Origin of the sequence: Mycolicibacterium arabiense, assembly GCF_010731815.2 — a bacterium.
GTDB classification, from domain to species: domain Bacteria; phylum Actinomycetota; class Actinomycetes; order Mycobacteriales; family Mycobacteriaceae; genus Mycobacterium; species Mycobacterium arabiense.
Window position 1 is genome coordinate 1,757,934 of sequence record NZ_AP022593.1, and the last position, 26,748, is coordinate 1,784,681.

The 26,748-nt window shown below is 68.0% G+C and carries 26 protein-coding genes; 14 read left to right on the forward strand and 12 right to left on the reverse strand.

The window, feature by feature from the left end; genetic code table 11:
- Positions 1-58: 58 nt before the first annotated feature.
- A complete protein-coding gene (locus G6N61_RS10125; RefSeq protein ID WP_163918404.1) occupies positions 59-2,362 on the forward strand; it encodes a putative bifunctional diguanylate cyclase/phosphodiesterase in 2,304 nt (767 codons plus the stop codon).
- A 9-nt stretch (positions 2,363-2,371) separates the two neighbouring features.
- Here the strand turns inward: G6N61_RS10125 and G6N61_RS10130 are convergent, their stop codons facing one another.
- Genes G6N61_RS10130 through G6N61_RS10150 form a run of 5 tightly spaced genes read right to left on the reverse strand, consistent with a single transcriptional unit; the run spans position 2,372 to position 7,152 of the window.
- Entirely contained in the window at positions 2,372-3,226 is an 855-nt protein-coding gene (locus tag G6N61_RS10130; protein WP_163918405.1) for a polysaccharide deacetylase family protein, read from the reverse strand.
- On the reverse strand, positions 3,223-4,209 hold the full coding sequence (gene speB, locus G6N61_RS10135; RefSeq protein ID WP_163918406.1) for an agmatinase: 987 nt from the start codon (positions 4,207-4,209) through the stop codon (positions 3,223-3,225). The genes G6N61_RS10130 and speB overlap by 4 nt, the downstream gene beginning before the upstream one ends.
- A complete protein-coding gene (locus G6N61_RS10140) occupies positions 4,206-4,970 on the reverse strand; it encodes an SDR family NAD(P)-dependent oxidoreductase (RefSeq protein ID WP_163918407.1) in 765 nt (254 codons plus the stop codon). Before G6N61_RS10140 ends, speB begins: the two co-directional genes overlap by 4 nt.
- Positions 4,967-5,665, reverse strand: coding sequence for an SDR family NAD(P)-dependent oxidoreductase (locus tag G6N61_RS10145; protein WP_163918408.1), 699 nt, complete (start codon positions 5,663-5,665; stop codon positions 4,967-4,969). Before G6N61_RS10145 ends, G6N61_RS10140 begins: the two co-directional genes overlap by 4 nt.
- A complete protein-coding gene (locus G6N61_RS10150; RefSeq protein ID WP_163918409.1) occupies positions 5,662-7,152 on the reverse strand; it encodes an APC family permease in 1,491 nt (496 codons plus the stop codon). Before G6N61_RS10150 ends, G6N61_RS10145 begins: the two co-directional genes overlap by 4 nt.
- A 169-nt stretch (positions 7,153-7,321) precedes the next feature.
- On the opposite strand from G6N61_RS10150, the gene G6N61_RS10155 reads away from it, so the two are divergent.
- Positions 7,322-8,734 carry a PucR family transcriptional regulator gene (locus G6N61_RS10155; RefSeq protein ID WP_163918410.1) on the forward strand — a complete coding sequence of 471 codons (1,413 nt, stop codon included), beginning with the start codon at positions 7,322-7,324 and terminating at the stop codon, positions 8,732-8,734.
- A 102-nt stretch (positions 8,735-8,836) separates the two neighbouring features.
- Positions 8,837-9,262 carry a CAP domain-containing protein gene (locus tag G6N61_RS10160; RefSeq protein WP_163918411.1) on the forward strand — a complete coding sequence of 142 codons (426 nt, stop codon included), beginning with the start codon at positions 8,837-8,839 and terminating at the stop codon, positions 9,260-9,262.
- Here the strand turns inward: G6N61_RS10160 and G6N61_RS10165 are convergent.
- Both G6N61_RS10165 and G6N61_RS10170 read right to left on the reverse strand, forming a co-directional pair.
- Positions 9,231-12,140 (reverse strand): MMPL/RND family transporter, encoded by a 2,910-nt coding sequence (locus G6N61_RS10165; RefSeq protein ID WP_163918412.1) that lies wholly within the window; start codon positions 12,138-12,140, stop codon positions 9,231-9,233. The two genes, G6N61_RS10160 and G6N61_RS10165, sit on opposite strands and share 32 nt — an antisense overlap.
- The gene (locus G6N61_RS10170) at positions 12,137-12,562 is read right to left on the reverse strand and encodes an MmpS family transport accessory protein (RefSeq protein ID WP_163924728.1); all 426 of its coding nucleotides are present in this window, start codon (positions 12,560-12,562) and stop codon (positions 12,137-12,139) included. Before G6N61_RS10170 ends, G6N61_RS10165 begins: the two co-directional genes overlap by 4 nt.
- Positions 12,563-12,743: 181 nt before the next feature.
- On the opposite strand from G6N61_RS10170, the gene G6N61_RS10175 reads away from it, so the two are divergent.
- A complete protein-coding gene (locus tag G6N61_RS10175) occupies positions 12,744-13,397 on the forward strand; it encodes a TetR/AcrR family transcriptional regulator (RefSeq protein ID WP_163918413.1) in 654 nt (217 codons plus the stop codon).
- 33 nt (positions 13,398-13,430) lie between these two features.
- Here G6N61_RS10175 and G6N61_RS10180 read toward each other — a convergent pair whose 3' ends face one another.
- Together G6N61_RS10180 and G6N61_RS10185 are read right to left on the reverse strand one after the other, a co-directional pair.
- Positions 13,431-14,357, reverse strand: a complete 927-nt coding sequence (locus G6N61_RS10180; protein ID WP_163918414.1) for an NmrA family NAD(P)-binding protein — start codon at positions 14,355-14,357, stop codon at positions 13,431-13,433.
- Positions 14,354-15,181 carry an alpha/beta hydrolase gene (locus G6N61_RS10185; protein WP_163918415.1) on the reverse strand — a complete coding sequence of 276 codons (828 nt, stop codon included), beginning with the start codon at positions 15,179-15,181 and terminating at the stop codon, positions 14,354-14,356. Before G6N61_RS10185 ends, G6N61_RS10180 begins: the two co-directional genes overlap by 4 nt.
- A 224-nt stretch (positions 15,182-15,405) precedes the next feature.
- On the opposite strand from G6N61_RS10185, the gene G6N61_RS10190 reads away from it, so the two are divergent.
- Both G6N61_RS10190 and G6N61_RS10195 read left to right on the forward strand, forming a co-directional pair.
- Positions 15,406-15,717 carry a putative quinol monooxygenase gene (locus G6N61_RS10190; protein WP_163918416.1) on the forward strand — a complete coding sequence of 104 codons (312 nt, stop codon included), beginning with the start codon at positions 15,406-15,408 and terminating at the stop codon, positions 15,715-15,717.
- A gap of 192 nt (positions 15,718-15,909) precedes the next feature.
- Positions 15,910-16,749: a mycofactocin-coupled SDR family oxidoreductase gene (locus G6N61_RS10195; protein ID WP_163918417.1), complete on the forward strand. Its 840-nt coding sequence runs from the start codon at positions 15,910-15,912 to the stop codon at positions 16,747-16,749.
- 13 nt (positions 16,750-16,762) lie between these two features.
- Here G6N61_RS10195 and G6N61_RS10200 read toward each other — a convergent pair whose 3' ends face one another.
- Entirely contained in the window at positions 16,763-17,365 is a 603-nt protein-coding gene (locus tag G6N61_RS10200) for a TetR/AcrR family transcriptional regulator (protein ID WP_163918418.1), read from the reverse strand.
- 157 nt (positions 17,366-17,522) lie between these two features.
- On the opposite strand from G6N61_RS10200, the gene G6N61_RS10205 reads away from it, so the two are divergent.
- Positions 17,523-18,809: a cytochrome P450 gene (locus tag G6N61_RS10205; protein ID WP_163918419.1), complete on the forward strand. Its 1,287-nt coding sequence runs from the start codon at positions 17,523-17,525 to the stop codon at positions 18,807-18,809.
- 41 nt (positions 18,810-18,850) lie between these two features.
- Here G6N61_RS10205 and G6N61_RS10210 read toward each other — a convergent pair whose 3' ends face one another.
- On the reverse strand, positions 18,851-19,459 hold the full coding sequence (locus tag G6N61_RS10210) for a TetR/AcrR family transcriptional regulator (RefSeq protein ID WP_264077254.1): 609 nt from the start codon (positions 19,457-19,459) through the stop codon (positions 18,851-18,853).
- Positions 19,460-19,572: 113 nt separating this feature from the next.
- On the opposite strand from G6N61_RS10210, the gene G6N61_RS10215 reads away from it, so the two are divergent.
- From G6N61_RS10215 to G6N61_RS10245, 7 genes are read left to right on the forward strand one after another with little or no spacing between them, the layout of a single operon-like run.
- A complete protein-coding gene (locus G6N61_RS10215; protein WP_163918420.1) occupies positions 19,573-20,406 on the forward strand; it encodes a mycofactocin-coupled SDR family oxidoreductase in 834 nt (277 codons plus the stop codon).
- Positions 20,403-21,218, forward strand: a complete 816-nt coding sequence (locus G6N61_RS10220) for a mycofactocin-coupled SDR family oxidoreductase (protein WP_163918421.1) — start codon at positions 20,403-20,405, stop codon at positions 21,216-21,218. The genes G6N61_RS10215 and G6N61_RS10220 overlap by 4 nt, the downstream gene beginning before the upstream one ends.
- 8 nt (positions 21,219-21,226) lie before the next feature.
- Positions 21,227-22,030: a carboxymuconolactone decarboxylase family protein gene (locus G6N61_RS10225; protein ID WP_163918422.1), complete on the forward strand. Its 804-nt coding sequence runs from the start codon at positions 21,227-21,229 to the stop codon at positions 22,028-22,030.
- The gene (locus G6N61_RS10230) at positions 22,027-23,502 is read left to right on the forward strand and encodes an aldehyde dehydrogenase family protein (protein ID WP_235887473.1); all 1,476 of its coding nucleotides are present in this window, start codon (positions 22,027-22,029) and stop codon (positions 23,500-23,502) included. Before G6N61_RS10225 ends, G6N61_RS10230 begins: the two co-directional genes overlap by 4 nt.
- 55 nt (positions 23,503-23,557) lie before the next feature.
- On the forward strand, positions 23,558-24,166 hold the full coding sequence (locus tag G6N61_RS10235; RefSeq protein ID WP_163918423.1) for a helix-turn-helix domain-containing protein: 609 nt from the start codon (positions 23,558-23,560) through the stop codon (positions 24,164-24,166).
- Positions 24,159-24,899 (forward strand): B3/B4 domain-containing protein, encoded by a 741-nt coding sequence (locus G6N61_RS10240; RefSeq protein ID WP_163918424.1) that lies wholly within the window; start codon positions 24,159-24,161, stop codon positions 24,897-24,899. Before G6N61_RS10235 ends, G6N61_RS10240 begins: the two co-directional genes overlap by 8 nt.
- Before the next feature lies 1 nt (position 24,900).
- Positions 24,901-25,566: an FMN-binding negative transcriptional regulator gene (locus tag G6N61_RS10245; RefSeq protein ID WP_163918425.1), complete on the forward strand. Its 666-nt coding sequence runs from the start codon at positions 24,901-24,903 to the stop codon at positions 25,564-25,566.
- Positions 25,567-25,590: 24 nt separating this feature from the next.
- On the opposite strand, the gene G6N61_RS10250 is transcribed toward G6N61_RS10245, so the two are convergent.
- The gene (locus G6N61_RS10250; protein ID WP_163918426.1) at positions 25,591-26,610 is read right to left on the reverse strand and encodes a GlxA family transcriptional regulator; all 1,020 of its coding nucleotides are present in this window, start codon (positions 26,608-26,610) and stop codon (positions 25,591-25,593) included.
- Positions 26,611-26,748: the final 138 nt, after the last annotated feature.

A 26,748-nucleotide genomic window follows, 5' to 3' on the forward strand; every position in this document is an offset into this window, starting at 1 on the left:
AGTCGGCGACCCGTCCAGCCACCTCGGGCGCCGCGTGCGCGAGGAGTTGGGGGACTACATGCCGCGGTCGAGGTTCACCCTCGTATGCGGTGTGCTCGGCGTCTGCTTCGCCGTCTTCGCCGCCTGGCTCATCGGCGGATGGGGCGGCCCGGACACGGTGCTCGCAGTCAGCGACCTCGGCTCCCTGCTCGCGGGCGGCTTCGCGGCGGGGTGCGCGGCGCTCACGACACGGGCGAGCCGTGGTCGGCAGCGGCGGGCATGGGGCGCGCTGACCATCGCGCTGGCCGGCTGGTTCTTCGGCGACGCCGTGTGGGCGTACACCGAGTTGGTGCAGGGCGTTGGCACCGCCCCGTTCCCATCGCTGTCGGATGCCGGCTATCTGGTGTTCCCCGTCGCCGCCTGCCTTGCGCTGCTCCTGCTGCCCATCGGCACCCTCGGACAGTCTCAGACGCGTCCGCTTCTCGACGGGGTCATCATCGCCGGGTCGCTGTTCGTCATCATGTGGACCACCGGGCTCGACGAGGTGTTCCGGCTGGGCAGGGAGGATTGGTTCGCGTTCGCAGTCTCGGTCGCATATCCGATCACCGACATCGTGCTGCTGAGCGTGGCGTTGCTGATGCTCACCCGGGCACGCTCGGGGCAGCGCGGTCTGGTCGTCGTGTTCACGCTCGCGATGGCGGTCATGGCGGTGTCCGACAGCCTGTTCGTCCTGCTCAATGCCAACGGTTCCTACACCAGCGGTGCCCTGGTCGACGCAGGCTGGGTAGCGGGCCTGCTGTTGCTCGCCGTTGCGGCGATGATGGGGTTGCGTTCGGCCGACATCGACTTCGGGCCCGCCCGGCCTGGGTCCCAGACGGCGCTGTGGCTGCCGTACGTTCCGTTGCCGCTGGCGGTCGCGTTGGGCGCCAATGACGACGGATCGCCGACACTGATGATCGCCGGACTGGTAGTCGTATCCGCCGTGGTGGCCCGTCAACTCATCATCGCCGAGGAGAACCGGCGCCTTCTGGTGACCGTGGCGGATCAGGCGTTGCGCGATCCCCTGACCGGGCTGGCCAATCGCGCCCTCTTCCGAGATCGCCTCGATCATGCGGTGGCGCTACGGATCCGGGACGGTCGCCACCTCGCCGTGCTGACCATCGATCTCGACGACTTCAAGCTCGTCAACGATTCGCTGGGCCACCCGGCCGGCGATGCGCTGCTGAAGTCCGTGGCCGTCCGAATCGTCGGTTGCGTCGGTGAGGGCGACACCGTCGCGCGGGTGGGCGGCGACGAGTTCGCCGTTCTGCTCGAGGACTGTTCCGAGCCACCGATCGTCCTGGCGCACCGGATCTTCGATGCCTTCGACCAACCCTTCTCCGTCGAGGGGCAAGAGGTGTTCATGCGGCCCAGCGTCGGCCTGTCGACCGGTCAGAGCCCTGACGAACCCGCCACGTCCGCCGAGGCACTGCTCAAGCAGGCCGATCTGGCGATGTACGCAGCCAAACGCAGCGAACACGGTGGCGTCGCCGCGTTCACCGCGGACATGCACCGCATCGATCTTCGCGAGGTGGATCCGCCGCGCGACCGCGACGTGACGCCACGCCGTAGTGGGTCGGCCGGCCTGCAGTTGTTCGCCCAACTCCGACGCGCGATCGATCACGCCGAGCTGAGCCTGGTCTACCAACCCAAGTTCGCCGTCCCCTCGGGCCGCATGGCGGGCGTGGAGGCACTGGTGCGGTGGGACCACCCTGAGCGCGGGCTCATGCTGCCCGACGAATTCCTGCCGCTGGCCCGGCAGAACGGTCTGATGGGAGCGTTGACCGAGGCGGTGGTCGAGCGCGCCGTGCGCGATGCCATCGCATGGCGCGCCGAGGGCACCGACGTCCCGTTCGCCATCAACCTCTTCCCGCCGACGCTCGGTGACCTGGAGTTGCCGAATCGCATCGTCCGGATCGTCACCGACGGGGGGCTGTCGACGGACTGCCTGACCGTCGAGATCACCGAGGACTTCCTGCTCGGCAACGTCAAACGGGCCGGCAGGGTCCTCGAGATGCTGCGGGACTGGCAGATCCGCATCTCCATCGACGACTTCGGCAGCGGCTATTCGGCTTTGAGCTATCTGCGTGAGCTTCCCATCGACGAACTGAAGCTCGACCGCCACTTCATCGCCCCAATGCTCACCGACGAACGCGCCGAGGCAATCGTGCGCGCGATCATCGATCTCACCCACCGCCTCGGAATGACCTGTGTGGCAGAAGGAGTGGAGAACGCGGCCACGGCGATGATGCTCGCGGACCACGGCTGCGACGTCATCCAGGGCCACTACTGCAGTCCGCCGGTGAACGCGAGCGAGGTGCTGAGCGTCGCCTCACCGTGGTGACGGCACGCCCTACCCGGGCGGGGTGATGGTGCGCGGCGCGAGTCCGAGCGAGCGAACGTGTTCCGCGATCGTGGCCAGGTTGGTCACCCAGACGTCGGCGTGGCCGAGGACGTACCGCATCAGGTCGTCGAGTTCGGCGGCGCGCGACGGCCGACCGGACAGGAATGGGTGATTGGTCAGCACCCAGCATCCGCCGACCCGCCGCAGACCGTCGAATTCGAGCTGCCACAGTTCGCGTGCCTTGCGGGGGCTCTCGATGAGTCCGCTGCCGGAGACGTCGGGAAGGAAGCAGTACTGCTCCCAGTCGTCGAGCGCCCACTGAATCGGCAACTCCACCAGCGATTCCGACGCACCAGGAGTGATCGAGAGCTCGTACGGGTGGTCGGCGTCCATGAGACTCGAGTCGTACAGGAATCCGCGCTCGGCCAGCAGCGCCGGGGTGCGCCACGACAGATCCCACATCGGCGCGCGGTAGCCGGTCGGTCGCACCCCTGCGACGTCGGCGAGAGCGACCAGACCCTTGTCGAGGACGTCGATCTCCTCCTCGAGCGTCAGCGACGTGGGCTGCTCGTGCAGGTACCCGTGGTGGGCGATCTCGTGCCCGGCGGCGACGATGCTGCGGATCGCCTCCGGGTAGCGGACGGCGGTGTGTCCGGGGACGAAGAACGTGGATGCGATCTGATGGCGATCGAGCATGTCCAGGATCCGCGGTACGCCGACCAGCGGACCGTACGCCTGATGGCTCATGATGCTCATCCGGGCGCCGACGGTCTCGTCGTTCCACAGCACGGCGGATTCGGCGTCCACGTCGAACGTGAAGGCGGCCGCGGCGGCCTTCCCCTGGGGCCAGGCGAATTCGCTCATCGGTCAGCCATCAGGGTGACGAGTTCGTAGGCCAGGTTCGCCGCGGCGACGGCGGTGACCTCGGCGTGGTCATAGGCCGGGGACACTTCCACCACGTCAGCGCCGACGATGCGGAGTCCGCGCATGGCGCGCAGCACGGCCACCAGTTCGCGGCTGGTCATCCCGCCGATCTCGGGTGTGCCCGTACCAGGCGCGAATGCCGGGTCCAGCACGTCGATGTCGATCGACACGTAGACGGGATGGTCGCCGACGCGTTCGCGCATCCGCTCGATCACGCCGTCGACGCCGATGCGGTCGATGTCGCGGCAGTGCACGACCGTGAAGCCGAGTTCGGCGTCTTCGAGCAGGTCGGCCCGGTCGTAGAGTGAGCCACGGATCCCGACGTGCGCAGAACGGTCCTTCACCAGCAGGCCCTGCTCCGAGGCCCGTCGGAACGGCGTGCCGTGGGTGCACGGTGCGCCGAAGTACGTGTCCCACGTGTCGAGGTGAGCGTCGAAGTGCACCAGCGCAACCGGGCCGTGCACCTGGTTCATCGCCTGCAGCGCGGGTAGTGCGATGGTGTGGTCGCCGCCAAGGAGGACGACGCGCTGCTCGGGCCTCGTCAGCAGACCGAGGACGCCCTCGCGGATCTGGTCGACCGCAGCGGCGATGTCGAACGGGTTGGCCGCGATGTCACCTGCGTCCACGACCTGGGCGGCGGCGAACGGACTGACGTCCAGCGCCGGGTGGTAGGGCTTCAACAACCGAGATGCCTGCCGGATCGCCGACGGCCCGAAACGCGCCCCTGGGCGGTAGGTGACCCCGCTGTCGAAGGGCACGCCTACCACCGCGACGTCGTGGTCCTCCACGTCGTGCCGCTGCGGCAACCTGGCGAAGGTGCCGATGCCCGCATAGCGGGGCACCGCACGGGCATCCACCTGACCGACGATCCCGTCGGCCGTTCGCACGTAATGCTGGCCGTCCACCACGTTTCCCTCCGTCATGCCCGACTCCGTGTCGAACCGCCATTGCACGAGATGACCTGGCCCACGATCGCTTCGAGGTCGAAGTCCGTCAACAACTCCACTGCGGCCGCGACCTCGTCGCTGGATCCGATGCGCCGCAACGGGATCGACGACGCGTACCGGTCGTGCATCTCGGCGAGCCCGATGCCTGCGGCGTCGGCGTCCACCAGGAGTTGGGGCGTGTCGGTCACGCCGGGCGCCACGGCGTTGACGATGACGTGCTCGTGCGCCAACTCCCGACCCAGTGTCTTGACCAGCGAGACGAGGCCCGACTTGGCCGCGGCGTAGGCCGTGGCCTGCGGCCAACCGGTGATGCCCCACTCGCTGCTGATCACGACGATGCGTCCGGCACCCGCGCGACGCATGTGCGGAAGCACCGCCTGCACCAGGAAGAACGTGCCACCGAGGTTGGTGTCGACCACCTTCCACCAGTCTGCGTCGTCGTGGTCGCCCAGCGCAGCCATGGTCATGTAGGCGTGGTTGGCGACCAGGACGTCGAGGCGGCCGGTTGCGTTCGCGACGTCGTCGGCGATGCGCACGCACTCGGCCGGGTCGGACACGTCGCCCGCCGCGGTCAGTCCGCCGATCTCGTCGGCGAGGGCACCAAGGGCGTCGCCGTCGCGAATGTCGTTGACGGCCACCGTGGCTCCCGCGGCGGCGAGACGGCGGGCGTGGGCGGCGCCCATTCCCTGCGCTGCGCCGGTGACCAGCGCGACGTGTCCGGTGAGGTCGGTGGTCATATCACTGCTCCGGAGTTGACGCTGACGACGTCGCCGACGCTGAACGTGCCGTCGCAGACGAGGTATTCGACGCAACGCGCCACCTCCGGCGGCGTGGCCAGGCGCCGCAGCGGCAGGGTGTCGAGGTATTCGGGCGCGCGCCATGGCGAGTCGGCGGCGAGCAGTGGCGTGTCGGTCGGGCCGGGTGCGACGGCATTGACTCGGACGCCGTGGGCGGCCACCTCGACTGCGAGGCTGCGTACGACGCCGAGGATGGCGCCCTTGGCGGCCGCATAGTGCGCGTCGTGATCGCCACCGCCGATGGCCAATTCACTGGCCACGGCGACGAGCGCGCCGCGCTGCTCGATCAGGTCCGGCAGCGTCGCCCGGGCCACGTTGACGAGACCGCCCAGGTGCACTCGCAGCATCTTTCGCCAGGACTCGGGGCTGATGTCGGTGACGGCGGCCATCTCGTAGTACCCGGCGCAGGTCACCACCGCGCTGATCGGACCGAGCCGGGACCGGACTTCCTCGGTTGCGGAGGCCACCGCGTCGGCGTCGGAGACGTCGACGGCCACGGTGTGCTCGGCGCCGGCAGCCGACCCGCGCAGATCGAGGCAACCCGTGACGAACCCCCGGGCGACGAGTGCTTCGACGATGGCGGCGCCGATGCCGCTGGCACCACCGGTCACCAGCGCGACGGGTCGATCGGTCACCGGGTCGCGCCCCGATCGTCGGTCCGCGCGTCGATTGCGTCGAACGACTCCATGTCGTCGACGTCTGCCGTGCTCGCGATCCTCGTCCGCACGCTCGCGAACAGGACTGCGCCGACGACCGCCAGGACCGCGATGCCGATCCACACCGACCAGTCGAGGTAGCGCTGGTCGAAGGCCACCCGCGGCCAGGCGATGTTGAGGAACTGCAGCACCGCCCACACGACGGCGACCAGCGCGACCGGCAGCGTCGCGCGGCCAAGGGAGAACTTCGCAGGCGTCCACCCGCGGCGCAGCAGCACCACCAGGAAGCCGACCAACGGGAAGAGGAAGGCGAGGTAGAAGCCACCCGCGGTGAAGTTGACCATCAGCGAATACACGTCGCCCGCAACGATGCTCAGGAGGAACAGGCCTGCACCGATCACCGTGGTGACCAGGATCGCGACCGTGGGGATGCGCGCCTTGCCACGCAGCCGCACCAGGGCGTCGGCGGCAGGCAGCGCACCGTCGCGGGAGTAGGCCCAGATCACCCGCGACGCCGATGTCTGCAGAGCGAGGAAGCTGGCGAGGAAGCCGATGACGAACAGCACCTCGACCGGTTTGGCGATCCCGGAACCGAGCGCCGTGGTGAGCGTGTCGTACACCGGGTCGGCGACCGTACCGTCGGCCACCGCACCGAGGTCCGGGATGGCCAGGATGATCGCGAGTGCGGAGTACGCCACCACCACGAAGATGAACACCAGCGAGAACAGCACCGCCTTCGGCAGATCCCTGCGCGGTTCGCGCACCTCTTCGGCGATCGAACCCGCGCTCTCGAACCCGACGAACGACCAGCCGATGAAGGCCACCGCGAGCATGAACGGCCCTGTCAGGTACGCGAGCGTATCGGTGTTGTCCGCGCCGCCGCCCTCGAACAGCACCGACAGCGAGTTCTGCCGGTGGAAGAGCAGCAGCCACGTACCGAGAACGACCGAGCCGATCACCTCCGCGATGATGCTGCCGACCATGAAGATCTTCAGCGCCCGCCGCCCCACCAGGTTGACCGCGGTCCCCGCCAGCAGGATGAGGAGCGCGATCAGTGCGAGTGTGCCGCCGGTCGGCTCCGCGATCCCGAAGATGTTGGCGATGAAGCCCGCCGCTCCGAGTGCGACGGTGGCCATCGCGATGACCAGGGTCCACATGTAGACCCAGCCGGCGAACCAGCCGTAGGTGGTGCCGAGCAGTCGGCGCGACCACTGATAGATCGATCCCTCGAGCGGCCAGCGCGACACCAGGGTCGCGAAGATCAGCGCGACCAGGAACTGGCCGCTGAACACCAGGAGGAAGCCCCACCAGAAGCTCGGCCCCGCGGCGGACAGTGCCAGACCGAAGATGCCGTAGAGGGCGACGATCGGCGAGATGAAGGCGAAGGCGAACGCGAAGGCCGACCACAACGAGAACTCGCGGCGCAACTGCTGGGGTCGCTCTGCGGGGGTGACCGGTGTCGACATGGACTGCTCCCACTACTCGGTGCTGGTGGCAGGAACCATCCCCCGCTGCAGGCCCGGATGCCAGCCCATTGGCCGAAGACGCAGAGATCGCACCGCTGCGACCCCCAGCCGTTGAACGATTGCACAACGGTGCCGCTCCGGCGTGTGTCCGCGGCGTTACGCTCGGGCGGTGACCTCGCCGCAGCGCACTCCTGCGGACGAGCCGGTCGCGCCCACGCTCGCGGACCTGCTCGACGCTCCCGGCCTGGGTCTCGCGGTGCCCGACGACGTCGACCAGGACCTCGACCGACCGATCAGCTGGGTGCACACCACCGAGATGGAGGACCCGTCGCGGTATCTCCGTGGAGGCGAGCTGGTCTGCACCGTCGGCATCAGTCTGCAGACGGTTCGGGACTGCCAGACGTTCGCAGCGGCACTGACGAGTGCGGGCGCGGCGGGCGTCTGCTTCGGGGTGGGCGACCGCCACGACGCGGTTCCGCCGGCGCTGCTGGCCGAGTGCCGCACCCTGGGGTTGCCGGTCCTGGTGGCCTCGCCCGACGCGCCGTTCAGCGCCGTCAGCCGATACGTCGCCGAGTCGTGGCTGGGTGCGGAGATCGCGGTGGCGCGCGCCACCAACGCACTGGTGCCGGAACTGTTGTCCTCCCTGCGGCGGCACGACTCGGCGCGACAGCTGCTCGACGGCGCGGGCCGAATCCTGGACTGCTACTTCCTGCTCGAGCCGGACGGCGTCCCGCGGGAGCAGGACGAGGGTGGCGACGATCGGGTAGCCACCGTTGCCGTGCCCGGGCTCGGGACCCTGGTGTGGATCGGCCGCGGCGAGCAGCCCGAAGCCGCACTACTGGACCTCATCGCACGCTTCGTGCGCGCGGCGCAGGGGGAACGGGACATCGAGGCCGTGCTGGCCAGGGAACGCGTCGGCCAACTGCTGTCGCTGGTCGAGCGGCGCATGCTGCTCCCCGACGCCTTGAGCCAACTGATCGAGTGGCCGGGTTTCACCGCCGACGAGGTGACCTGCTCGGCGTGGCCCGCCGGTGCGGGTGCGCTGCTGTCGATGGCACTGCCGGACGCCCTGATCGGCGACGCGCCGGATCTGTGTCTGATGTTGACGGCACAACCCTTCGACGTCACCGACGATCTATCCCTGCCGTCCGGTCACTCGGCCGCGGTGGCCATGACGGAGATCGGTTCGGCCATCGCCCAGGCCCGCATCGCGCTGGACCTGGCTCGGTACCGCGGCGGTCACGTCGGCCCTGACCAGCTGAGCACCTTCGAGAGCTTGCTCGAGCAGTTGCCGCTGGCTCAGCTGACCCCGTTCAAGCAGCAGTTGATCGATCCGCTGGCGGAGATGGACCGTGCGCGCGGGACCCAGCACGTCCGGACCCTGCGCGCCTTCCTCGACGCGAACTGCTCGCTGAGCGAGACCGGCAGGGCGCTGTACCTGCACACCAACACGGTGCGGCACCGGCTCGCCCGCATCCAGGAGATCACCGGCCGCGACCCCCTCGTGCATTCCGACCAGACGGCATTCGCCGTCGGGCTGCACGCCACCGCCCGCGACGAGCGCAATCCCCGGTTGCGCTAGCCCCGTTTAGCCGGAGCGCTTAATCGAGTTCCGCTTCCACGAGGGCCCTGACGTGCCATCCTTCGAGCAGCGAACGTCGCGGCGTGAAGGAGACCGACCGTCATGAGCAGGCTCGACCGCACACCCATCGTGATCGCCGGCGCCCTCGCGGTGTTCGGGCTCGTTCTGGCGCCAGCGGCGCACGCCGACCCCACCCTCGACGAGATCACCGAAGCCGTCGCGTCGGTACGTGAGCGCTCCGGCTGCCCCGATCTCGCCTACTCCCCCCAACTCGAGGCCGCCGCGCAGCAACTCGTCCGAGCGGGCGCGCTCGACGCGAACGGTTACCCGGGCGTGCCGACTCCGATCGTGGCGACGTCGGCTCCGACGGCGTCGGCGATCAGCCAGGCAATGTCGTTCGGCAACGGCCACATCCTCGACTGCCGCAACACCGATCTCGGTGTGGGCATGGTCAGCAGCGGCGAGTACAGCGTCGTCGGCCTCGTGCTGGGAGCGATCAGGGGACCGCAGGCTGCACAGGGCTCGTAGCGGCCGAATCATCGCTTCGGGGCCACGGTTTCGGCACCGGACGCAGCCGGACGTGCCGCGGCCACCAGAACCACCGGCCCAGTAGGGCTGCCAGCGACGGCGTCATCAGCGACCGCACGACCAGCGTGTCGAACAGCAGTCCGAGACCGATCGTGGTGCCGACCTGCCCGATGACGATCATCTCGCTGACCGCCATGGCGGCCATCGTGAAGGCGAACACCAGACCGGCCGAGGTGACGACGGACCCGGTGCCAGCCATCGACCGGATGATGCCCGTGTGCAGCCCGGCGTGGATCTCCTGCTTCATGCGCGAGACCAGCAGCAGGTTGTAGTCCGCGCCGACCGCGAGCAGCACGATGACCGTCATCGGCAGCACCATCCAGTGCAGCGGGATGCCGATGAGGTGCTGCCACAGGAGAACCGAGAGGCCGAAGGACGCACCGAGACTGAGCACCACGGTGCCGACGATCACGGCGGCCGCGGCGATCGCCCTGGTGAGGATCACCATGATGAGGAAGATGAGGATCAGCGCGGCGACAGCCGCGATCAACAGGTCGTAGTCGGCGCCCTGCTGCATGTCCTTGTACATCGCTGCGGTACCGCCGACGAACACCGTCGACCCCTCCAGCGGTGTGCCCTTGATGGCGTCGGCAGCAGCGATGCGCAGCGGCTCGATGTGCGACGTCCCTTCCTCGCTCAACGGGTCGCCCTGGTGAAAGACGGTGAAACGCACGGCGTGACCGTCTGGCGACAGGAACAGCTTGATACCGCGCTTGAAGTCGGCGGTCTCGAACGCCTCGGGCGGCAGATAGAACGTTTCGTCGTTGCGCGCGGCGTCGAACGCCTTGCCCATCGCGGTGGCGTCGTCCTGCATCGCCATGTTCTGGTCCTGCTGTGCCTTCTGCGCCTGATACTGGTTGAGCATCATCTGCTTCTGGTTCTTCATCGTCTGGATCATCGCGGGCATCAGCGCCGCCAATTGCGGTGTCAGATCTGCCAGTTCCTCGATGTCGGGCACCAGGTCCTGGATGTCGGCAGACAGCGTGTTGATGCCGTCGAGCGTGTCGAAGATCGACCGCAAGGCCCAGCAGACCGGGATGTCGTAGCAGTGCGGCTCCCAGTAGAAGTAGTTGCGGATCGGCCGGAAGAAGTCGTCGAAGTCCGCGAGGTGGTCGCGGATCTCGTTGGTGTCGGCCGAGGTGTTCCTGAACTTCTCCGCCATCCGCCGGGTGACGTCGGCCATCTGCAGCGTGATGCCCTGCATCTTGGTCATCGAGTCGATGGTCACCTGCATCTCGTCGGCCTGCTTGAGGGTGTTGGCCAGCACCGTCTGCTGCATGTCGTTGTTCATGAGTTGGCCCGTGCCGCCCTGGCTCACGGAGTACGCGAGCGAGGCGTGCTCGATCGGCTTGCCGTCCGGGCGGGTGATCGTCTGGACCTGCGCGATGCCGTGCACGCGGACCATGGCCTTGGCGATCTTGTCGATGATCAGGAAGTCCGCCGGGTTGCGCAGGTCGTGATCGGCTTCCACCATCACGAGTTCCGGGTTCATCTTGGCGTCGGAGAAGTGGCGGTCGGCGGCGGCCATGCCGACGTTCGCAGGCACCTCGTCGGGCAGGAAGATCCGGTCGTCGTAGGTGGTGTGGTAGCCGGGCAGCGTCAGCAGCCCGATGAGCGCGAGCACGATGGCCATGACGAGGACCGCGCCAGGCCAGCGCACGGTGGCCGCGCCGATGCGGCGCCATCCTCTGGCACGTCCGGATCCCTTCGGCTCCAGCACCTTTCCGAAGCGGGTGACGATCGAGATGAGGGCGGGTCCGAGAGTGAGCGCGGCCGCGACCACGATCGTCATGCCGATCGAGAGCGGGAAGCCCATCGTCTGGAAGTACGGCAGCCGGGTGAAGTGCAGGCACAGCGTTGCGCCCGCGATGGTGAGACCCGATGCGAGCACCACGTGCGCGGTGCCGTGAAACATCGTGTAATACGCGGACTCTCGGTCCTCGCCTGCCCGGCGCGCCTCCTGGTAGCGGCCGATCAGGAACATGGCGTAGTCGGTGGCCGCGGCGATGGCGAGCGTCACCAGCATGTTCGTCGCGAAGGTGGTGAGGCCGAAGACCTCGTGGTAGCCGAGGAAGGCGACGATGCCGCGCGCCGAGAGCAATCCCACGACGACCATCGACAACGTCACCAATACCGTTATCACGGACCGGTATACGAGTAGCAGCATGACGGTGATGACCGCGAACGTCAGCGCCTCGATCGTCTTCATGCTCGCGTCGCCGACTTCGTTCTGATCCGTGGTCGTCGCGGCGGGGCCCGTCACGTACGCCTGGACACCCGGAGGTGCCTTGACGCTCGCGACGATGTCGCGGACGCTGGCCACCGAGTCGTTCGCCAGTGTCTCGCCCTGGTCTCCGGCGATGTACACCTGCACGTAGGCGGCCTTGCCGTCGATGCTCTGGGCGCCCGCCGCGGTCAGCGTGTCACCCCAGAAGTCCTGGACGTGCTGCACGTGGGTGGTGTCGTTGCGCAGCTCGCGCACCATTTCGTCGTAGAACTGGTGGGCGTCCGGCCCCAGCGGGTCGTCGCCCTCCAGGACGATCATCACCGAACTGCTGGTGTCGTACTCCTGGAACACCTCGCCGACGCGCTTCGTCGCGATGAGCGAGGGTGCATCGTTGGGGCTCATCGACACCGCGCGCAGCTTCCCCACCTCTTCGAGCTGCGGCACGGTGGTGTTCAGGATCGCGATGATCGCGATCCACACCAGGACGATCGGAACGGCGAACAGACGGATGAAGCGCGCCACCGGGGGCCGGGCGGCGTGCCGGGCGCGTGGGATCGGACTGGTCGGGTTGCCTTCGAGGGTGCTGGTCATGCCGCCTTCACCAAGCAGTACGTTGCGGGATTCACGCCGTCGGCGAACCTTTCGTCCTTGACCTCGTCGTCGACGGTGACGCGACAGCCGATCGAGCCACCGTCGCCCTGGGCGACGAGGTTCGGCTGAACCGACGGGACCGTGGTCTCGAGCCGCAACGACCACGGCAGGCTGACCTCGCCCGTGCGTTGCGGCAACCCGTCCAGATCGGTGTAGTTGATGACGGCGGTGCTGCCGGATCCGAACACCTCGTAGGTGACGACCTTCGGGTTGAACGAGTCCGCGGTGTCCGATCCGACCGGCGTCACGACGGCGCCATCGGAGCCGAAGACGGACCGAAGATTACCGACGCTCACGACGCCGATCGCGATGGCCGCGACGACCAGGACCGGTAGCCAGACGCGCTTGACGGCGGCGATCACCATGGGCACCGCGCCCTGGCGCGGGTGTCCTCGATCGTTGGAGACACGGTCGAGCCTTTCGACGAAGGACTAGGTAGACCGGCCCCCGACGGGTGATCTAGATAGGCAATCTAAGTCCCGAAGTGGATAGAGTCAATCCGGTTATGGCCCTTGAGTCGCGCACATCACTAAAGTGGGGGCGATGATTGACAAACCGTGCCGCGGCCTGCGCAAGGACGCCGAACGCAACAGGCAGCTCGTGCTCGAGGCTGCCCGTGAGCTGTTCGCCGTAAAGGGCATGGAGGCAACGCTCAACGACGTCGCCCGTCACGCGAACGTCGGCGTGGGCACCGTCTACCGGCGCTTCGCGACGAAGGAAGAACTCGTCGAGGCGATCTTCGAGGATGGCATCGAGCAGGTGGTGTGCCTGGCGGAAACTGCGCTGCTGCAGAAGGATTCGTGGGACGGCTTCGTGTGGTTCGTCGAGCACCTGTGCGAGTTGACCGCGACCGACCGCGGCCTGCGCGAGATGGTCTACAGCAAGGCATACGGCGGATACCGCGTCGAATGCGCACGCGACCGCCTCAGTCCACCGATTTCGAAGCTGGTCGAGCGGGCCCGCCACGACGGCTACCTGCGCCCCGACGTGGAGCACACCGACATGCCGATCATCGGAATGCTGGCCGGCACGGTCAGCGAATGGGCCGGCCACGTCGAGCCGGAACTCTGGCGCCGTTACGTCGCGCTTCTACTGGACGGCATGCGACAGGGCGACGGCCAGAAACCGCTGGCCGTCGACGCGCTAGACGACGACCAGATGGACGAGGCGATGCGGGGCTGGCACCCGGCAGGGTGAGCGGTCCCTGACTGCCGGGTGCCACCGCACGGCCTACCCGACGTGCTCGCGCACGCGCCGCCAGGACGCCCGCTGACCTTCGCCGCGGAAGGCATCGCGGTTCGAGGCGGTGAATTGCGCGACCGTCTGCGCCGGAGATCCGGTGATCACTTCGACGAGGTTGTTGGTGCCGGCGAAGATCCCGTCGCGATAGTCCTGCGCCACGTTGGTCAGGTGCTGGATCAGGAACTCGCCGTAACCCTGCGCCCGCAACGCGTCCGCGAAGGTCTCGATCTCGACCGGCTCGTACCGCACCGGTTGCCTGAGAACCCGAGCCATCTCGCCGGCGATCCCGTGGTGGTCGGCCTCGACCGGACCGTACAGCGGGAAGATCTGACGGTCGTGCGGGGCCGGATTCCGCAGGATGGCCGCGATCACGCGGGCTTGGTCCTGCGCCGCGATCGGAGCGTGCCGACCCTCCCCGAAAGGCAGCCGCAGCACCCCGCCGTCGTCGTCCCGCGACCACTGCCAGGCCAGCCACTCGGCGAAGAAGGTGGGGCGCAGGTGAGTGGTCATGAACGCCGCCCGATCCAGTAGCCGCTCCCCCAGCCAGTGGTTCTGAGCGGCGTGGCTCTTCGCCTCCCGCCGTGCACTGATCTGCGACATGTTGACCACCGCGCGAACGCCTGCCTCGGTCGCGGCTTGCGCGAAGACGGCCGTCGCGTCGATCAGCCCGTCGGGGTCGATGGGATAGCAGAAGTACGCCGCGGTCACGCCGGCCATCGCCGAACTCACGTCGTCGAAGTCACGCAGATCTCCGGTGACCACGTCGGCACCGAGTTCGGTCAGAGCGGCCGACCGCTCGTCGATGCCGTGCACCAGCGCACGTACGCGTAGGCCTTCGGCTCTCAGCAGCCGCACGACGTGGGCGCCCGTCTTGCCGGTGGCTCCGGTGACGAGGTAGAGGTCGTCGTGGGTCATGACCGTACCTCGCTGTGCCGCAGGTTCCCTGGCGTCGAATGTGCGTTGACCCAGCCGACGGTCAGGTCCGCAACCTCGCGCCATCGGGCGTCGATGACGAGTGAGTGTCCGCGGTCGGGGAAGACGTGGTAATCAGTGGTCGCGCGCGACGCCGAGTGGAGTTCCGCCGTTTGCAGGGTCACCGCCTCCGCGACGATGTGGTCGCGTCCACCGCCGACGATCAGCAGCGGTCCGCGGTCGTGGTTCGCGACGTTGACCTGCGTGGGTGAAGCGGCGTCCTTCTTGGCGCCCACCACCTCGAACAGCGGCCGCCCTGGTGCCGGAATGGAGAACTGACGGTAGAGGCCGCGAGCCTCGTCGCGCGGCACGGCGTTCGCGATTGCGTATCGAAACTGGCGCTCTGTCAGCGTGATTGCGCGGTCGCGGTTCTTCTTGCTCTTCAACACCGGAAGCGTAGAGCGGATCTGCGACCACGGGAGCTTGGTGACGCCCCTGATGGGGGCCGGGTCGATGGCGACCGCCGCGGTGGCGTACCCGTCGTCGAGCAGTCGCTGGGCGATGAACCCGCCGAACGAATGGCCGATGACCACCGGACGTACCGACAGCGTGTCGATCAACCGGGCGTAGTGGGCAACCACGTCGGCCACGCCACGGCCGCCGACGCGGTCGCCGGCTCGACGCGTGGCTTCGACCGTGGTGCCGTCACCCGGCCATCCGGCGACGATGGGTCCGTACCCTTCACGTCGATAGAGCGCAGCCCACGGTTCCCACGCCGAGGCGTGAATCCACAAGCCGTGAATGAATAGGACGGGTTGGTTGGACATGAGCGTATTCCGTTCTGCTGTAGGTGATTACCACGGTGTTGACCGCGTTACGCGCAAGGCGCCGCGGTAGCCCATGCATTCCGCACGAGGGCTCGATGTGACGTGGATCATCCAAATGGCGTCAGTTAGCGGTCGATGCACACCGATCGGTTTACATCTGAGCACGCGTCGACTACGGTGAGGTCGAGATCGTAGAAACTGATCGGTTTACATCGGAGGCGAACATGGACGCAGGACAGGCATTCGGGTTCCTCGTCACGCTCGAGGCGATCCCGGGACGCCAGCACGACGTGATCGAGTTCCTGAAGAAGGCTAGGCAGCTGGTCGAAGCCGAGCACGGCACGCGGACGTGGTACGCCTTCCGTTCGGGGTCAACGACATTCGGGATCTTCGACACCTTCGACACCGCCGACGACCGCGGGGTTCACCTTCATGGCGAGGTCAGAGCCGCGCTCGAGGAGTTCGGCGACGAGTTGTTCAGCGCACCACCGGTGATCACGCCGGTCGAGGTGCTCGGCTCGAAACCACGCACCTGATCCCACGCCTCGTCCGTGGGCCCCGTGCACGGAATCGGCCGCTTTCGCGTGCACGAGCCCCACGCTCGAGCGCACAACCCCTCGCCGAGCCCTTGACTCTCTGACCCGACCCTGGGAGTGTTCCTGATCAGTCGATCAGTTTCAATCGACGCGCCCGTGGTCGCACGGTCGCCGTCGGGAGTGGAGGACATGATGAGCGGTCGGGTCGAGGGCAAGGTCGCCTTCATCACGGGTGCAGCGCGCGGGCAGGGGCGCAGCCACGCGCTGCGACTGGCCCAGGAGGGCGCCGACATCATCGCCGTCGACGTGTGCGGGCCAATCAGCAGCACGAGCGTGATCCCGCCGTCGACACCAGACGATCTGGCCGAAACCGCCGATCTCATCAAGGGACTGAACCGCCGCGTCGTCACCGCAGAGGTCGACGTCCGCGACTACGACAGCCTGAAGGCCGCCGTGGATGGCGGCGTCGAACAGCTGGGACGGCTCGACGTCATCGTGGCGAACGCAGGCATCGGCAACGGCGGGCAGACGCTGCACAAGACCAGCGAGCAGGACTGGCAGGAGATGATCGACGTCAATCTCTCGGGGGTGTGGAAGACCGTCAAGACCGGCGTGCCGCACCTGATCTCGGGTGGCCGAGGCGGTTCCATCGTGCTCACCAGTTCGGTCGGGGGTCTCAAGGCGTACCCGCACACGGGCCACTACATCGCGGCAAAGCACGGGGTGGTCGGCCTGATGCGCACGTTCGCCGTCGAACTGGGCGAGCACTCGATCCGGGTCAATTCGGTGCACCCCACCAACGTGAACACGCCGATGTTCATGAACGAGGGCACGATGCGGCTGTTCCGCCCCGATCTGGAGAACCCGGGTCCCGACGACATGGCCGTCGTCGCGAAGATGATGCATGTGCTCCCCGTCGGCTGGGTCGAGCCGGAGGACATCAGCAACGCGGTGCTCTTCCTCGCCTCCGACGAGTCGCGCTACGTGACCGGGCTTCCGGTGACGGTCGACGCGGGCAGCATGCTGAAGTAGTTCGGCGAGCGCCTCAGCGGTCGGTTCCGGGTGACGCGCTCGCGTCGTACTGGACCAGGAATCGTTCGATGAACGACGACATCTGGTCGTGCCCGTCGGTGACGCCGATGGCGACCTCGTTGCACAGGCTGCGGGCCATCTGGGCCAGCAGCATCGAGATCACGATCGGCGGAAAGGCCTCGAGGTCCACGCCGTGGGCGCGCAGGGCAACGGTCACCGCGGCGGTCTCGATGTCGCGCACCCGCTCGGCGTAGGCCTTCAGCTCGGCGCCGATCACCTTGCGGTGGTTGGCCAGCGCCATGAACTCAGTGTTGAGGCCGGTGCGGCGGGGATCGGAGTTGACGAGCCACAGTGCACGCAGCGGGTTGTCGTCGGTCAGGGCACGTCGCATCTGCTGCAGCGATACCTCGGCGCCGGCGCGGAGCACAGCCAGGAACAGATCGTCCATGGTGTCGAAGTAGTAGTACACCAATGCCGGCTTCACGCCAGCCAGGGCTGCGACCCTCCGCGACGTCGCCGCGGCATACCCCTCGTCGCGCATGATCTGAGCGGTTGCCTCGATCAAGCGCAGGCGCGCGCCTGCGTCCTTCTCCTTGGGTCTACTGGCGGCAGGCATGTCGACGTTCCCTACGTAATCGGCTGACCGGAAGCATATACGGCGCACGCGATCCGGTCCTTGACCGTCCGATTGGACGCGTGCTATCCATGACCATCGCATTGATTTGATCGATCGATCAGTTTTTGATGAGTATGCGAACCGAGAGGACCACTGCATGACTGATCTCGCCTCGGCGGACTACTTCACCGACGCCACCATCGCGCAGGATCCTTACGACTACTACGAGCACCTGCGCAGTCACGGTCCCGTCTACCGGGAGCCGCACCACGGGGTCGTTGCGGTGACCGGCTACGCCGAGGTGATGGCGGCGTTCAAGGACACCGACTCGTTCTCTGCGGTCAATGCCATCGGCGGGCCGTTCCCGCCGCTTCCGTTCGAGCCCGACGGCGATGACATCACCGCCCAGATCGAGGCACACCGGCACGAGTTCCCGATCCACGAGCACATGGTGGTCATGGATCCACCTGCCCACGAACGGGCCCGGTCGCTGCTCAGCAGGCTCCTCACGCCGCGCAGGCTCGCCGAGAACGAGGAGTTCATGTGGGAACTCGTCGACACCCAGCTCGACGAGTTCATCGGCAACCAGCGGTGCGAGTTCCTGTCGGAGTACGCCAGGCCGTTCGCGACCCTGGCCATCACCGACCTGCTCGGCGTGCCCGCGGAAGACCGTGCCGAGTTCCGTCGGGCGCTCGGAGCCGAGAAGCCGGAGGGCAACCGCGTCGGTGCCCTCGACGGTGCGGCGGTGGGGCTCAACCCGCTGGAGTACCTCGACGACAAGTTCAGCGCCTACATCGCGGAACGACGGCGCGATCCGCGCAACGACGTGCTCGGCGGCATGGCTGCCGCCACCTATCCCGACGGTTCGGTGCCCGAGCTGCTCGAGGTCGTCCGGCCCGCCACGTTCCTGTTCGCAGCCGGCCAGGAGACCGTCACGAAACTGCTCAGCGCCGCGGTTCAGACGCTCGGCGATCGGCCGGAGCTGCAGCGACAGCTTCGTGAGCATCGAAAGTCGATACCGGCGTTCATCGAGGAGGCGTTGCGGATGGAGAGTCCGACCAAGGTCGACTTCCGCCTGGCACGCAAGACGACCACGCTGGGTGGCGTGCGCATCCCCGCCGGCACGGTGGTGATGCTGTGCCTGGGCGCCGCCAATCGCGACCCCGCCAAGTTCGAGGATCCGCACGAGTTCCGCCTGGACCGCAAGAACGTGCGCGAGCACATCGCCTTCGGCCGCGGCATCCACACCTGCGCAGGCGCTCCACTGGCTCGCGTCGAAGGGCGGATCACCGTGCACCGCCTCCTCGACCGCATGCGCGACATCACCGTCAGCACCGAGGCACATGGCCCTGCCCACGACCGGCGGTACGACTACGAGTCGACGTTCCTGCTGCGCGGGCTAACCGACCTGCACATCGAGTTCACGCCCGTCGAAGCGTCGTGAACGGGGCTGCCGTCCCACGACGTCTACACGTGGGACGCGGTTCACCCCTCGAGCCGAGCCCGAGCCGTCGCGTCGTAGCCACTGGTCATCCAGTACACGGCCCGCTCCAGGGCGGGCACGATGTCGGTGATCGCGATCTCGCCGGCGGTGAACCTGCCGAGCAGGCCGTAGACCAGGCTGGACATCACGGCATCGAGGTCGGCGATGAACCGCTCGTCGACGCCTGCGAGCACCTCCATGCCTGCGGGGACGACGACGTCCAAGCCCTGGTGCAGCAGCGCCTGGCCGCCCGGGGAGGACCTGGCTCGATAGAAGGCGGCCAGCATCGCGGGGTGTTGCTCCCACGGTTCGAAGATGGCGCGGAAGAGCCGGGTGAGACCGTCGGACATGGATTCGTCCGGAGCCCGCGCCGGCCGTGGCATCCGGGAGTAGCGGTTCTCGGTCATCCAGGCCTGCAGCGCGGCGAGGATCAGTTCGTCTCGGTTGGCCCACCGCTTGTAGATGGTCGCCAGGGACGTCCGTGCGCGGCGGGCGACCTCGCGCAACGCAACGGCGTCGTAGCCGTCCGTTTCGAGCATCTCGACGACGATGTCGAGGATTCGGCCATCTGGCTGGCGTGAACCAGCCTCTGCCGCTTCGACTTTCCCCACGGAACGCCCCTTGCCGTCGACGTGTAACCAGGTTACTGTACCTCCAGTAACCGTGTTACCCAGGTCATGGCTCAGTACCCGATGTGACCACCACGGCAATGAAGCGAGGATCGATGAGTTCCCTGGACGGCAAAGTCGCGTTCATCACCGGGGTGGCCCGAGGGCAGGGCCGTAGCCACGCCGTCCGGCTGGCTGCCGAGGGAGCCGACATCGTCGGCGTCGACATCTGCGCCGACATCGCGTCCAACGGCTATGCGATGGCGTCGCGGGACGAACTCGACGAGACCATCGCACTGGTCGAGGCCAAGGGCAGCAAGATGGTTGGCTCGGTCGCCGACGTCCGGGACTACCACGCACTCAAGTCCGCCCTCGACGCCGGCGTCGCGCACTTCGGGCGACTCGACATCGTGCTGGCCAACGCGGGCATCGCGACGATGGCCTTTCGCGAGCTGAGCATCGAGGAGGAACTCGAGCAGTGGACCGACGTCCTCGACGTCAACCTCGTCGGGGCGTTCCACACCGCCAAGGCCGCCATCCCCCACCTGATCGCCGGCGAACGAGGCGGGTCCATCGTCTTCACCAGCTCGACGGCCGGCTTGAAGGGTTTCGGTGGACTGCAGGGCGGCGGGCTGGCGTACGCCGCGTCCAAGCACGGCATCGTGGGACTGATGCGCACGCTCGCCAATGCGCTTGCCGCTCAAAGTATCCGGGTGAACACCGTGCACCCGACGGCGGTGAACACGATGATGGCGATGAATCCGCAGATGCAGGACTTCCTGGCCAACATGCCCGACGGCGGCGGACCGCACCTGCAGAATCCGATGCCGATCGGCATGCTCGAACCCGAGGACATCAGCGCCGCCATCGCCTACCTGGTCTCGGATCACGCCAAGTACGTCACGGGGGTCACCCTCCCCGTCGACGCGGGCTTCTGCAACAAGCTGTGAGCGCCTCCGACGGCCGGGTCGCCGGCAAGCGGGTAATGATCACCGGCGCGGCCCGTGGCATGGGCCGCAGCCACGCGGTCCGGCTGGCCGAGGAGGGCGCCGACGTCGTACTGATCGACGTCTGCGAATCGTTGCCGGGCCTGGAGTACCCACTGGCGTCGATCGACGACCTCGAGGAGACCGCGCGCCTGGTGCGCGCCCACGGACGCCGAGCGGTCACCAAGGTGGTCGACGTCCGCGACGAGAATGCGATGAAGCACGCCGTCGCCGACGCCGCCACGGAACTCGGAGGCCTCGACGCCGCCGTCGCCAACGCCGGCGTCCTCACCGCCGGGCTGTGGAGCGAGACCACCAACGAACACTGGCGGCTCGTGTTGGACGTCAACCTGATCGGCGCCTGGAACACGTGCGTGGCCGCGCTCCCCTTCATCCTCGAGCAGGGCGGCGGCAGCCTCGTCAACATCAGTTCGGCTGCGGCCATCAAGGGCAATCCCCTGCACATCCCGTACACGGCCTCCAAGCAGGCAATCGTCGGCATGAGCGTCGCACTCGCCAACGAGCTTGCCGCCCAGAGCGTCCGCGTCAACACCGTGCACCCGACCGGCGTCATGACCGGCATGGCGCCCGCGACGATTCACACCTTGCTCGCCGAGACGCGAACCGACCTCGCTCCGCTCTTCGGCAACGCCCTCCCCACACCGCTGATCGAACCCGTCGACGTGAGCAACGCGGTGCTCTTCCTGGTCTCGGACGAATCGCGGTACGTCACCGGACTGCAGTTCAAGGTCGACGCCGGCGTCACCATCAGATAGGACGAACCATGAACACAGCACACCGCCGCGAGACCGGCCTTCGGCAGTACGCCGAAGTGATGACGGTCGATGCACCCTCCGACGGCAGCCCGGCGATCGCCGACGGGTTGATCGACTTCGTGTTCGCCGAGATCTGGTCGCGTCCGGGCCTGAGCCGGCGCGACCGCCGCTTCGTCACGCTGGCCTGCGTGGCCGCTGCCGACGCCGACGAGCCGCTGGAACAACACGTCTACGCGGCGCTGAATAGCGGCGATCTCAGCATCACCGAGATGCGGGAGACGGTGCTGCACTTCGCGGTCTACGCGGGTTGGCCGAAGGCGTCGCGCTTCAACATCGTGGTAGACGCACAGTGGGCGCGGATACTCGGCGAGCGCGGGCTGGCCGACACGCCACCGGATCCGTTGCTGCCGTTGGCCACCGAGAGCGACCCCGAACTCCGCCTGCAGGGCGGCGAACGATCGTTCAAGGAGATCAACTGCATCCCGTTCGCGCCGGTCCGCGACAACCCGTACTCCGGTGCGGGCATCCTCAACTTCGTCTTCGGCGAGATGTGGCTTCGTCCCGGACTCGGCATGAAGGAGCGGCGCCTCGTCACGGTGGCCTGCGTCGCCTTCCAGGACGCAGAACTGCCCATCCAATCCCACGTGTACGCCGCCCTGAAGAGTGGTGACGTCTCGTTCGACGAAATGGACGAAGTCGCCCTGCACTTCGCCGCGTACTACGGCTGGCCCAAGGCATCTCACCTCGACTCCGCCATCGGCGTGCAGAAGCAGCGCGTGCTCGCCGAAGCGACGTCCGAGGCGGCCTCGTGACCGCGGCGGCGCTCACCCGCCCCGCCGCTCCACCGGGGCCGGTGGGGCTGCTGATCGGCAGCGACCGCATCACGGCCACCTCGGCGGGCACGCACGAACACCTCTATCCCGCGACCGGCGCACCGAACACCACCGTCGCGCTGGCCTCGGCGGTGGAGATCGACCTGGCGGTCACCGAAGCCGCACGGGCGCAACGCGAGTGGGTCGCGCTCACCGTTGACCGACGCCGCGACCTGCTGATCGACCTCGCCGACGTCGTCGGAGAACACCTCGACGAACTCGCGGCGCTCAACGTGCACGACTATGGGGTCCCGGTGTCCTATGCCGGCACGGCGCTGCTCCTGGAGAGGTTCCTGCGCCACTACGCCGGCTACGTCGACAAGCCGCACGGCCTCAGCACGCCCGTCCACGGCTCCTTCGACGTCAACCTCGTCGAACGGGAACCGTACGGCGTGGTCGGGGTCATCGCCCCCTGGAACGGTGCCCTCGCCGTCGCGGGCAGCTGCGTCGCGCCCGCCCTGGCGGCAGGCAACGCCGTGGTGTTCAAGCCCTCGGACCTGGCACCGTTGGCCGCACTGCGGTTCGGCGAGCTGTGCCTCGAAGCCGGCCTCCCAGCAGGCCTGGTCAACGTCGTGCCCGCGGGTCCCGATGGCGGCGACGCCCTGGTGCGCCATCCCGGAATCCGCAAGATCCACTTCACCGGTGGAGGCACCACGGCACGCGCCGTGATCCGTTCGGCCGCAACTAATCTCACGCCGGTGGTGGCCGAACTCGGCGGCAAGTCCGCCAACATCGTCTTCGACGACGCCGACCTCGACGCGGCAGCCATGCTGTCGGCGCACCAGGGCCCGCTGATGCAGTCGGGGCAGAGCTGCGCGTGCGCAAGTCGCCTCCTGGTGCACGACTCGGTCTACGACGCGTTCACCGAGCGCTTCCTGGCCGTGGTCGGGGCAGCCAAGGTAGGCGATCCCTTCGATCCGACGGTCGGTTTCGGCCCGGTCATCAACGAGGCGGCGGTGGATCGCATCCTCGGTGCGGTCGGCGAGGCAGTCGACGGGCGGGCCGGTGAGTTGCTCACCGGCGGGCACCGCATCGGCGCGGAACTCGCCGACGGCTACTACGTCGAGCCGACGGTGCTGGGCAACGTGGACAACTCGTCGAACCTGGCCCAGCTCGAGACGTTCGGACCGGTGGTGTCGATCATCCGGTTCTCCGACGAGGCCGAAGCCGTGCGTCTGGCCAACGACACCCCTTACGGGTTGAACGCCTTCATGCACACCCGCGACCTGCGTCGCGCTCATGGCGTCGCGCGCCGGCTGGAAGCCGGTTCGGTGTGGATCAACACGTTCAGCGACATGGCGCCGCAGGGCCCGTACGGCGGTTACAAGCAGAGCGGCTTCGGCCGCACCGGCGGGCTCGACGGCCTCAACGAGTTCCTGCAGATCAAGAACGTCCGCATCGCGATGGGCTGAGCACGCCGCCACCGCGCTCCACGGGGTTGCACTAGGAGTGCGTTATAGTGCACCCATGGACGACGATGCGGCCAAGCTGGCCACCGCCATCGGCGCACGGGTGAAACACGAGCGCAAGACGCGCGGCTGGACGCTGGATCAGCTGGCCGAAGCGGCCGCGGTGAGCCGGCGCATGGTGGTCAGCGTCGAGCAGGGCGCGGTCAATCCCAGTGTGGGAACGCTGCTTCGGCTCAGCGACGCGCTCGGCGTCGGCTTGCCTGCGCTGGTGGAGCCGCCCGAACGCTCGCCGGTGACCATCACCCGCGCCGGCGATGGCGCCGCGCTGTGGTCGGGAGAGTTCGGCGGGCGCGGCGTTCTCGTAGCAGGCACCACGCCGCCGGACGTCGTCGAGCTGTGGGATTGGACGCTGGGGGTCGGCGACAGCCATGTCAGCGAAGCCCATGCCGGCGGCACCCGGGAACTCGTGCACGTGCTCGACGGTGCCCTGATGATCGACGTAGACGGTCAAGCAATCGATCTGAACGCCGGAGACGCGGTGGCCTTTCCCGGCGACGTCGCCCATGCGTACGTCAACCAGGCCGAGGCGCCAACCCGCTTCTCGCTCACGGTGTTCGAACCCGGTGTCGGTGCCGGCACCCCACGGCCACGAGCCAGTCATGACTGAACCCGAGCCGACCCCGCAGTGGCTGACCCGCGCGTGGGTCGACGCCGCGGTGTTTGCGCTGCGGCCCGACTACCGCGTCGCGCTGATTGCCGCCGAGGGCATCGAACCCGGGTGTGGCGACGCGGGCAGCGAGGCACTGCTCCGCGATGCCGAGGCCGCCGCCCGCGAGGCGCTCACCGAGTCCCCGGTCGACCAACTTCCCGAGATCGCTGCTTGGCGCGACGCCTACCGCGCGTTCGGCGCCAAGCCCCAGCGCACCCGCAACAGCGTCGAGGCTCTGCTTCGCCGCGTCGAGTCGGGACTACCGAGGATCAACCGGCTCACCGACGTCTACAACGCCGTGTCGGTGATGCACCGCATCCCGATCGGCGGAGAAGACCTCACCCGGTATGCCGGTCCGCCGAGATTGATTCGCGCGGTCGGCGACGAACCGTTCGACACCTTTGCCGGGGGCGTCGACGTCGTCGAACATCCCGAGCCGGGCGAGGTGGTGTGGTGCGACGACGCCGGGGTGACGTGCCGGCGTTGGAACTGGCGGCAGGGCCGACGAACCGCACTGCGCGACGACACCACGACCGCCCTGTTCATCCTCGACGCTCTCGCTCCGCTTACCGACGCCGACCTGCAGGCCGCGGCCGACGACCTCTGCGGGCACCTGACCCGGCTCGGTGCCGACGTGCGGATCACCCGCAGGCTCGTGCCGAACGACGCAGCGCCCCACCAAGGAGACTGACATGCTCATCCACCCATGGGATTCCGCTCTCGACGCCGACGAGTGGCAGAGCTGGCTGGCGTCCACCGACAGGTTCGGCACCCTGGCGGTCAACAACCTCGACCCCGCCGAGGCGCCGGTGCTGGTTCCGACCCACTTCACCCTGGACGGCGACGACCTGCTGATCCATCTGGCCCGGCCCAACCCCGTGTGGCCGCACCTGCAAGCCGCCACCCGGGTGCGCCTGGCCGTGATCGGCGACTATGCCTACGTTCCCACCTACTGGCGCGCAAAGGCAGGCGGACCCGACGAGGACGGAGTGCCCACCAGCTACTACTCGGCCGTCCAATTCGTCTGCGAGCCAGAGATCGTCGACGACCCCGACGGCAAGGCGCGGATACTGGCCACCCAGCTGTCGGACTTCCAACCGGAGGGGCGGCACGCCGCCGTGGCGCCCGACGCCGAACCGTACGGTCGGATGCTGCCCGGCATCCGGGGCGTGCGGCTGAGGATCGTGCGCGTGGAGGCCAAGTTCAAGTACGACGACGCCAACCCCGTCGAGCACCGGGAACGGGTCGCCACGAATCTCGAGCAGCGCAACAGGGGGCTCGACGGCGGCGCGGCTGCCCAGCAGCGCAGACGCCTCGCCGCGATCGGCGACTGGAAGGCGGCCAGGGACAGGTCGTAGCCCGCCTTCGCTCGCCGTCGTCGGCTACCCGTGACCCCTGGTGATGCCGGTCGTGCGGAACCGACTTCGATACGTGCTGGGAGACACCGCGAGATTGCGGCGGAAGGTGCGTCGCATGGTGTCCGCTGACCCGAACCCGGCACGCCGAGCGACCGCCTCCTGACTGTGGTCGCCGGCAGCGAGGAGGACCTTGGCGGCCTCCAGCCGCGCCTGCTCGACGTATCGGGCCGGCGTCAGCCCAACCTGCTCGCGGAACATGCGCGCGAGGTGTCGCTCGCTCACTGCCGCTCGAGCGGCCATGGCCGCAATGGAGTGGTCTGCTCCGGGGTCGCACACCACGGAGTCGAGGGTTTCGCGCAGACCCCCGGTGACCGGCAGAGCCGATTCAGTCCACACGCTGAATTGGGCCTGACCGCCGGGCCGCTGTAGGAACACGACCATCCAGCGCGCCACGCGCCGGGCCATGTCGGGGCCGTAGTCGCTCTCGACGAGGGCAAGGGCCAGATCGATGCCGGCGCTGATACCCGCACCGGTGATGAACCGGCCGTCTTGGACGAACAGCGAGTCGGCCTCGACGACCACCTTCGGGTAGTTGGCGGCCAGCTCCTGGCAGTGTGCCCAGTGCGTCGTCGCTCGGCGGCCGTCGAGCAGTCCCAGTGCGGCGAGCACGAACGCGCCCGTACACACCGAGGCGACCCTGCGAGCCCGCGGTGCCAATTCGCGGACCATGTCCAGAGCGGGCTCGACGGCATCCGGGGTCTGCTCCTCGGGAATGTCGTGTTCGCCGGGCGTGAAGGTGAAGTCGGCGGGCACCCCCCCAGGCACCAGCAGTGTGTCGATCCGGTCGGGCGCCTCCGAGACGGAAACGTCGACGTTCAGTGCCACGAAAGCGGTCGTCGCCACTGCCGCACCATCGGGCGAGGCCAGCAGCACCTCGTACCGTGCCCCAAAGTCGTTGGCGCGCGCGAAGATCTCGAGCGGCGCAGCGACGTCTTGTAGCGTCACCTTGTCGTAGAGTGCGAAGACGATCGTCCTGGGCTTCATGGCCACCTTTCGTGACACCGATCAGCACATGCTCGCACCCGACGCGCCTTCTCGCTGTCTGCGGCAGCGGGCCACCGAACACGATGGCCGCGAATCCGCCGTACCAACGGCGGCCGCCGAGACCGCGCTGGAATCTCA

Excerpts from the sequence above, each read along its gene's own strand:
- G6N61_RS10205 (WP_163918419.1), top strand. The coding sequence starts at position 17,523 with ATGACTGATCTCGCCTCGGCGGACTACTTCACCGACGCCACCATCGCG.
- G6N61_RS10215 (WP_163918420.1), top strand. The coding sequence starts at position 19,573 with ATGAGTTCCCTGGACGGCAAAGTCGCGTTCATCACCGGGGTGGCCCGA.
- speB (WP_163918406.1), bottom strand. The coding sequence starts at position 4,209 with ATGACGGAGGGAAACGTGGTGGACGGCCAGCATTACGTGCGAACGGCC.
- G6N61_RS10235 (WP_163918423.1), top strand. The coding sequence starts at position 23,558 with ATGGACGACGATGCGGCCAAGCTGGCCACCGCCATCGGCGCACGGGTG.
- G6N61_RS10225 (WP_163918422.1), top strand. The coding sequence starts at position 21,227 with ATGAACACAGCACACCGCCGCGAGACCGGCCTTCGGCAGTACGCCGAA.
- G6N61_RS10175 (WP_163918413.1), top strand. The coding sequence starts at position 12,744 with ATGATTGACAAACCGTGCCGCGGCCTGCGCAAGGACGCCGAACGCAAC.
- G6N61_RS10125 (WP_163918404.1), top strand. The coding sequence starts at position 59 with ATGCCGCGGTCGAGGTTCACCCTCGTATGCGGTGTGCTCGGCGTCTGC.
- G6N61_RS10160 (WP_163918411.1), top strand. The coding sequence starts at position 8,837 with ATGAGCAGGCTCGACCGCACACCCATCGTGATCGCCGGCGCCCTCGCG.
- G6N61_RS10190 (WP_163918416.1), top strand. The coding sequence starts at position 15,406 with ATGGACGCAGGACAGGCATTCGGGTTCCTCGTCACGCTCGAGGCGATC.
- G6N61_RS10130 (WP_163918405.1), bottom strand. The coding sequence starts at position 3,226 with ATGAGCGAATTCGCCTGGCCCCAGGGGAAGGCCGCCGCGGCCGCCTTC.
- G6N61_RS10240 (WP_163918424.1), top strand. The coding sequence starts at position 24,159 with ATGACTGAACCCGAGCCGACCCCGCAGTGGCTGACCCGCGCGTGGGTC.
- G6N61_RS10150 (WP_163918409.1), bottom strand. The coding sequence starts at position 7,152 with ATGTCGACACCGGTCACCCCCGCAGAGCGACCCCAGCAGTTGCGCCGC.
- G6N61_RS10200 (WP_163918418.1), bottom strand. The coding sequence starts at position 17,365 with ATGCCTGCCGCCAGTAGACCCAAGGAGAAGGACGCAGGCGCGCGCCTG.
- G6N61_RS10185 (WP_163918415.1), bottom strand. The coding sequence starts at position 15,181 with ATGTCCAACCAACCCGTCCTATTCATTCACGGCTTGTGGATTCACGCC.
- G6N61_RS10180 (WP_163918414.1), bottom strand. The coding sequence starts at position 14,357 with ATGACCCACGACGACCTCTACCTCGTCACCGGAGCCACCGGCAAGACG.
- G6N61_RS10165 (WP_163918412.1), bottom strand. The coding sequence starts at position 12,140 with ATGACCAGCACCCTCGAAGGCAACCCGACCAGTCCGATCCCACGCGCC.
- G6N61_RS10140 (WP_163918407.1), bottom strand. The coding sequence starts at position 4,970 with ATGACCACCGACCTCACCGGACACGTCGCGCTGGTCACCGGCGCAGCG.
- G6N61_RS10250 (WP_163918426.1), bottom strand. The coding sequence starts at position 26,610 with ATGAAGCCCAGGACGATCGTCTTCGCACTCTACGACAAGGTGACGCTA.
- G6N61_RS10195 (WP_163918417.1), top strand. The coding sequence starts at position 15,910 with ATGAGCGGTCGGGTCGAGGGCAAGGTCGCCTTCATCACGGGTGCAGCG.
- G6N61_RS10245 (WP_163918425.1), top strand. The coding sequence starts at position 24,901 with ATGCTCATCCACCCATGGGATTCCGCTCTCGACGCCGACGAGTGGCAG.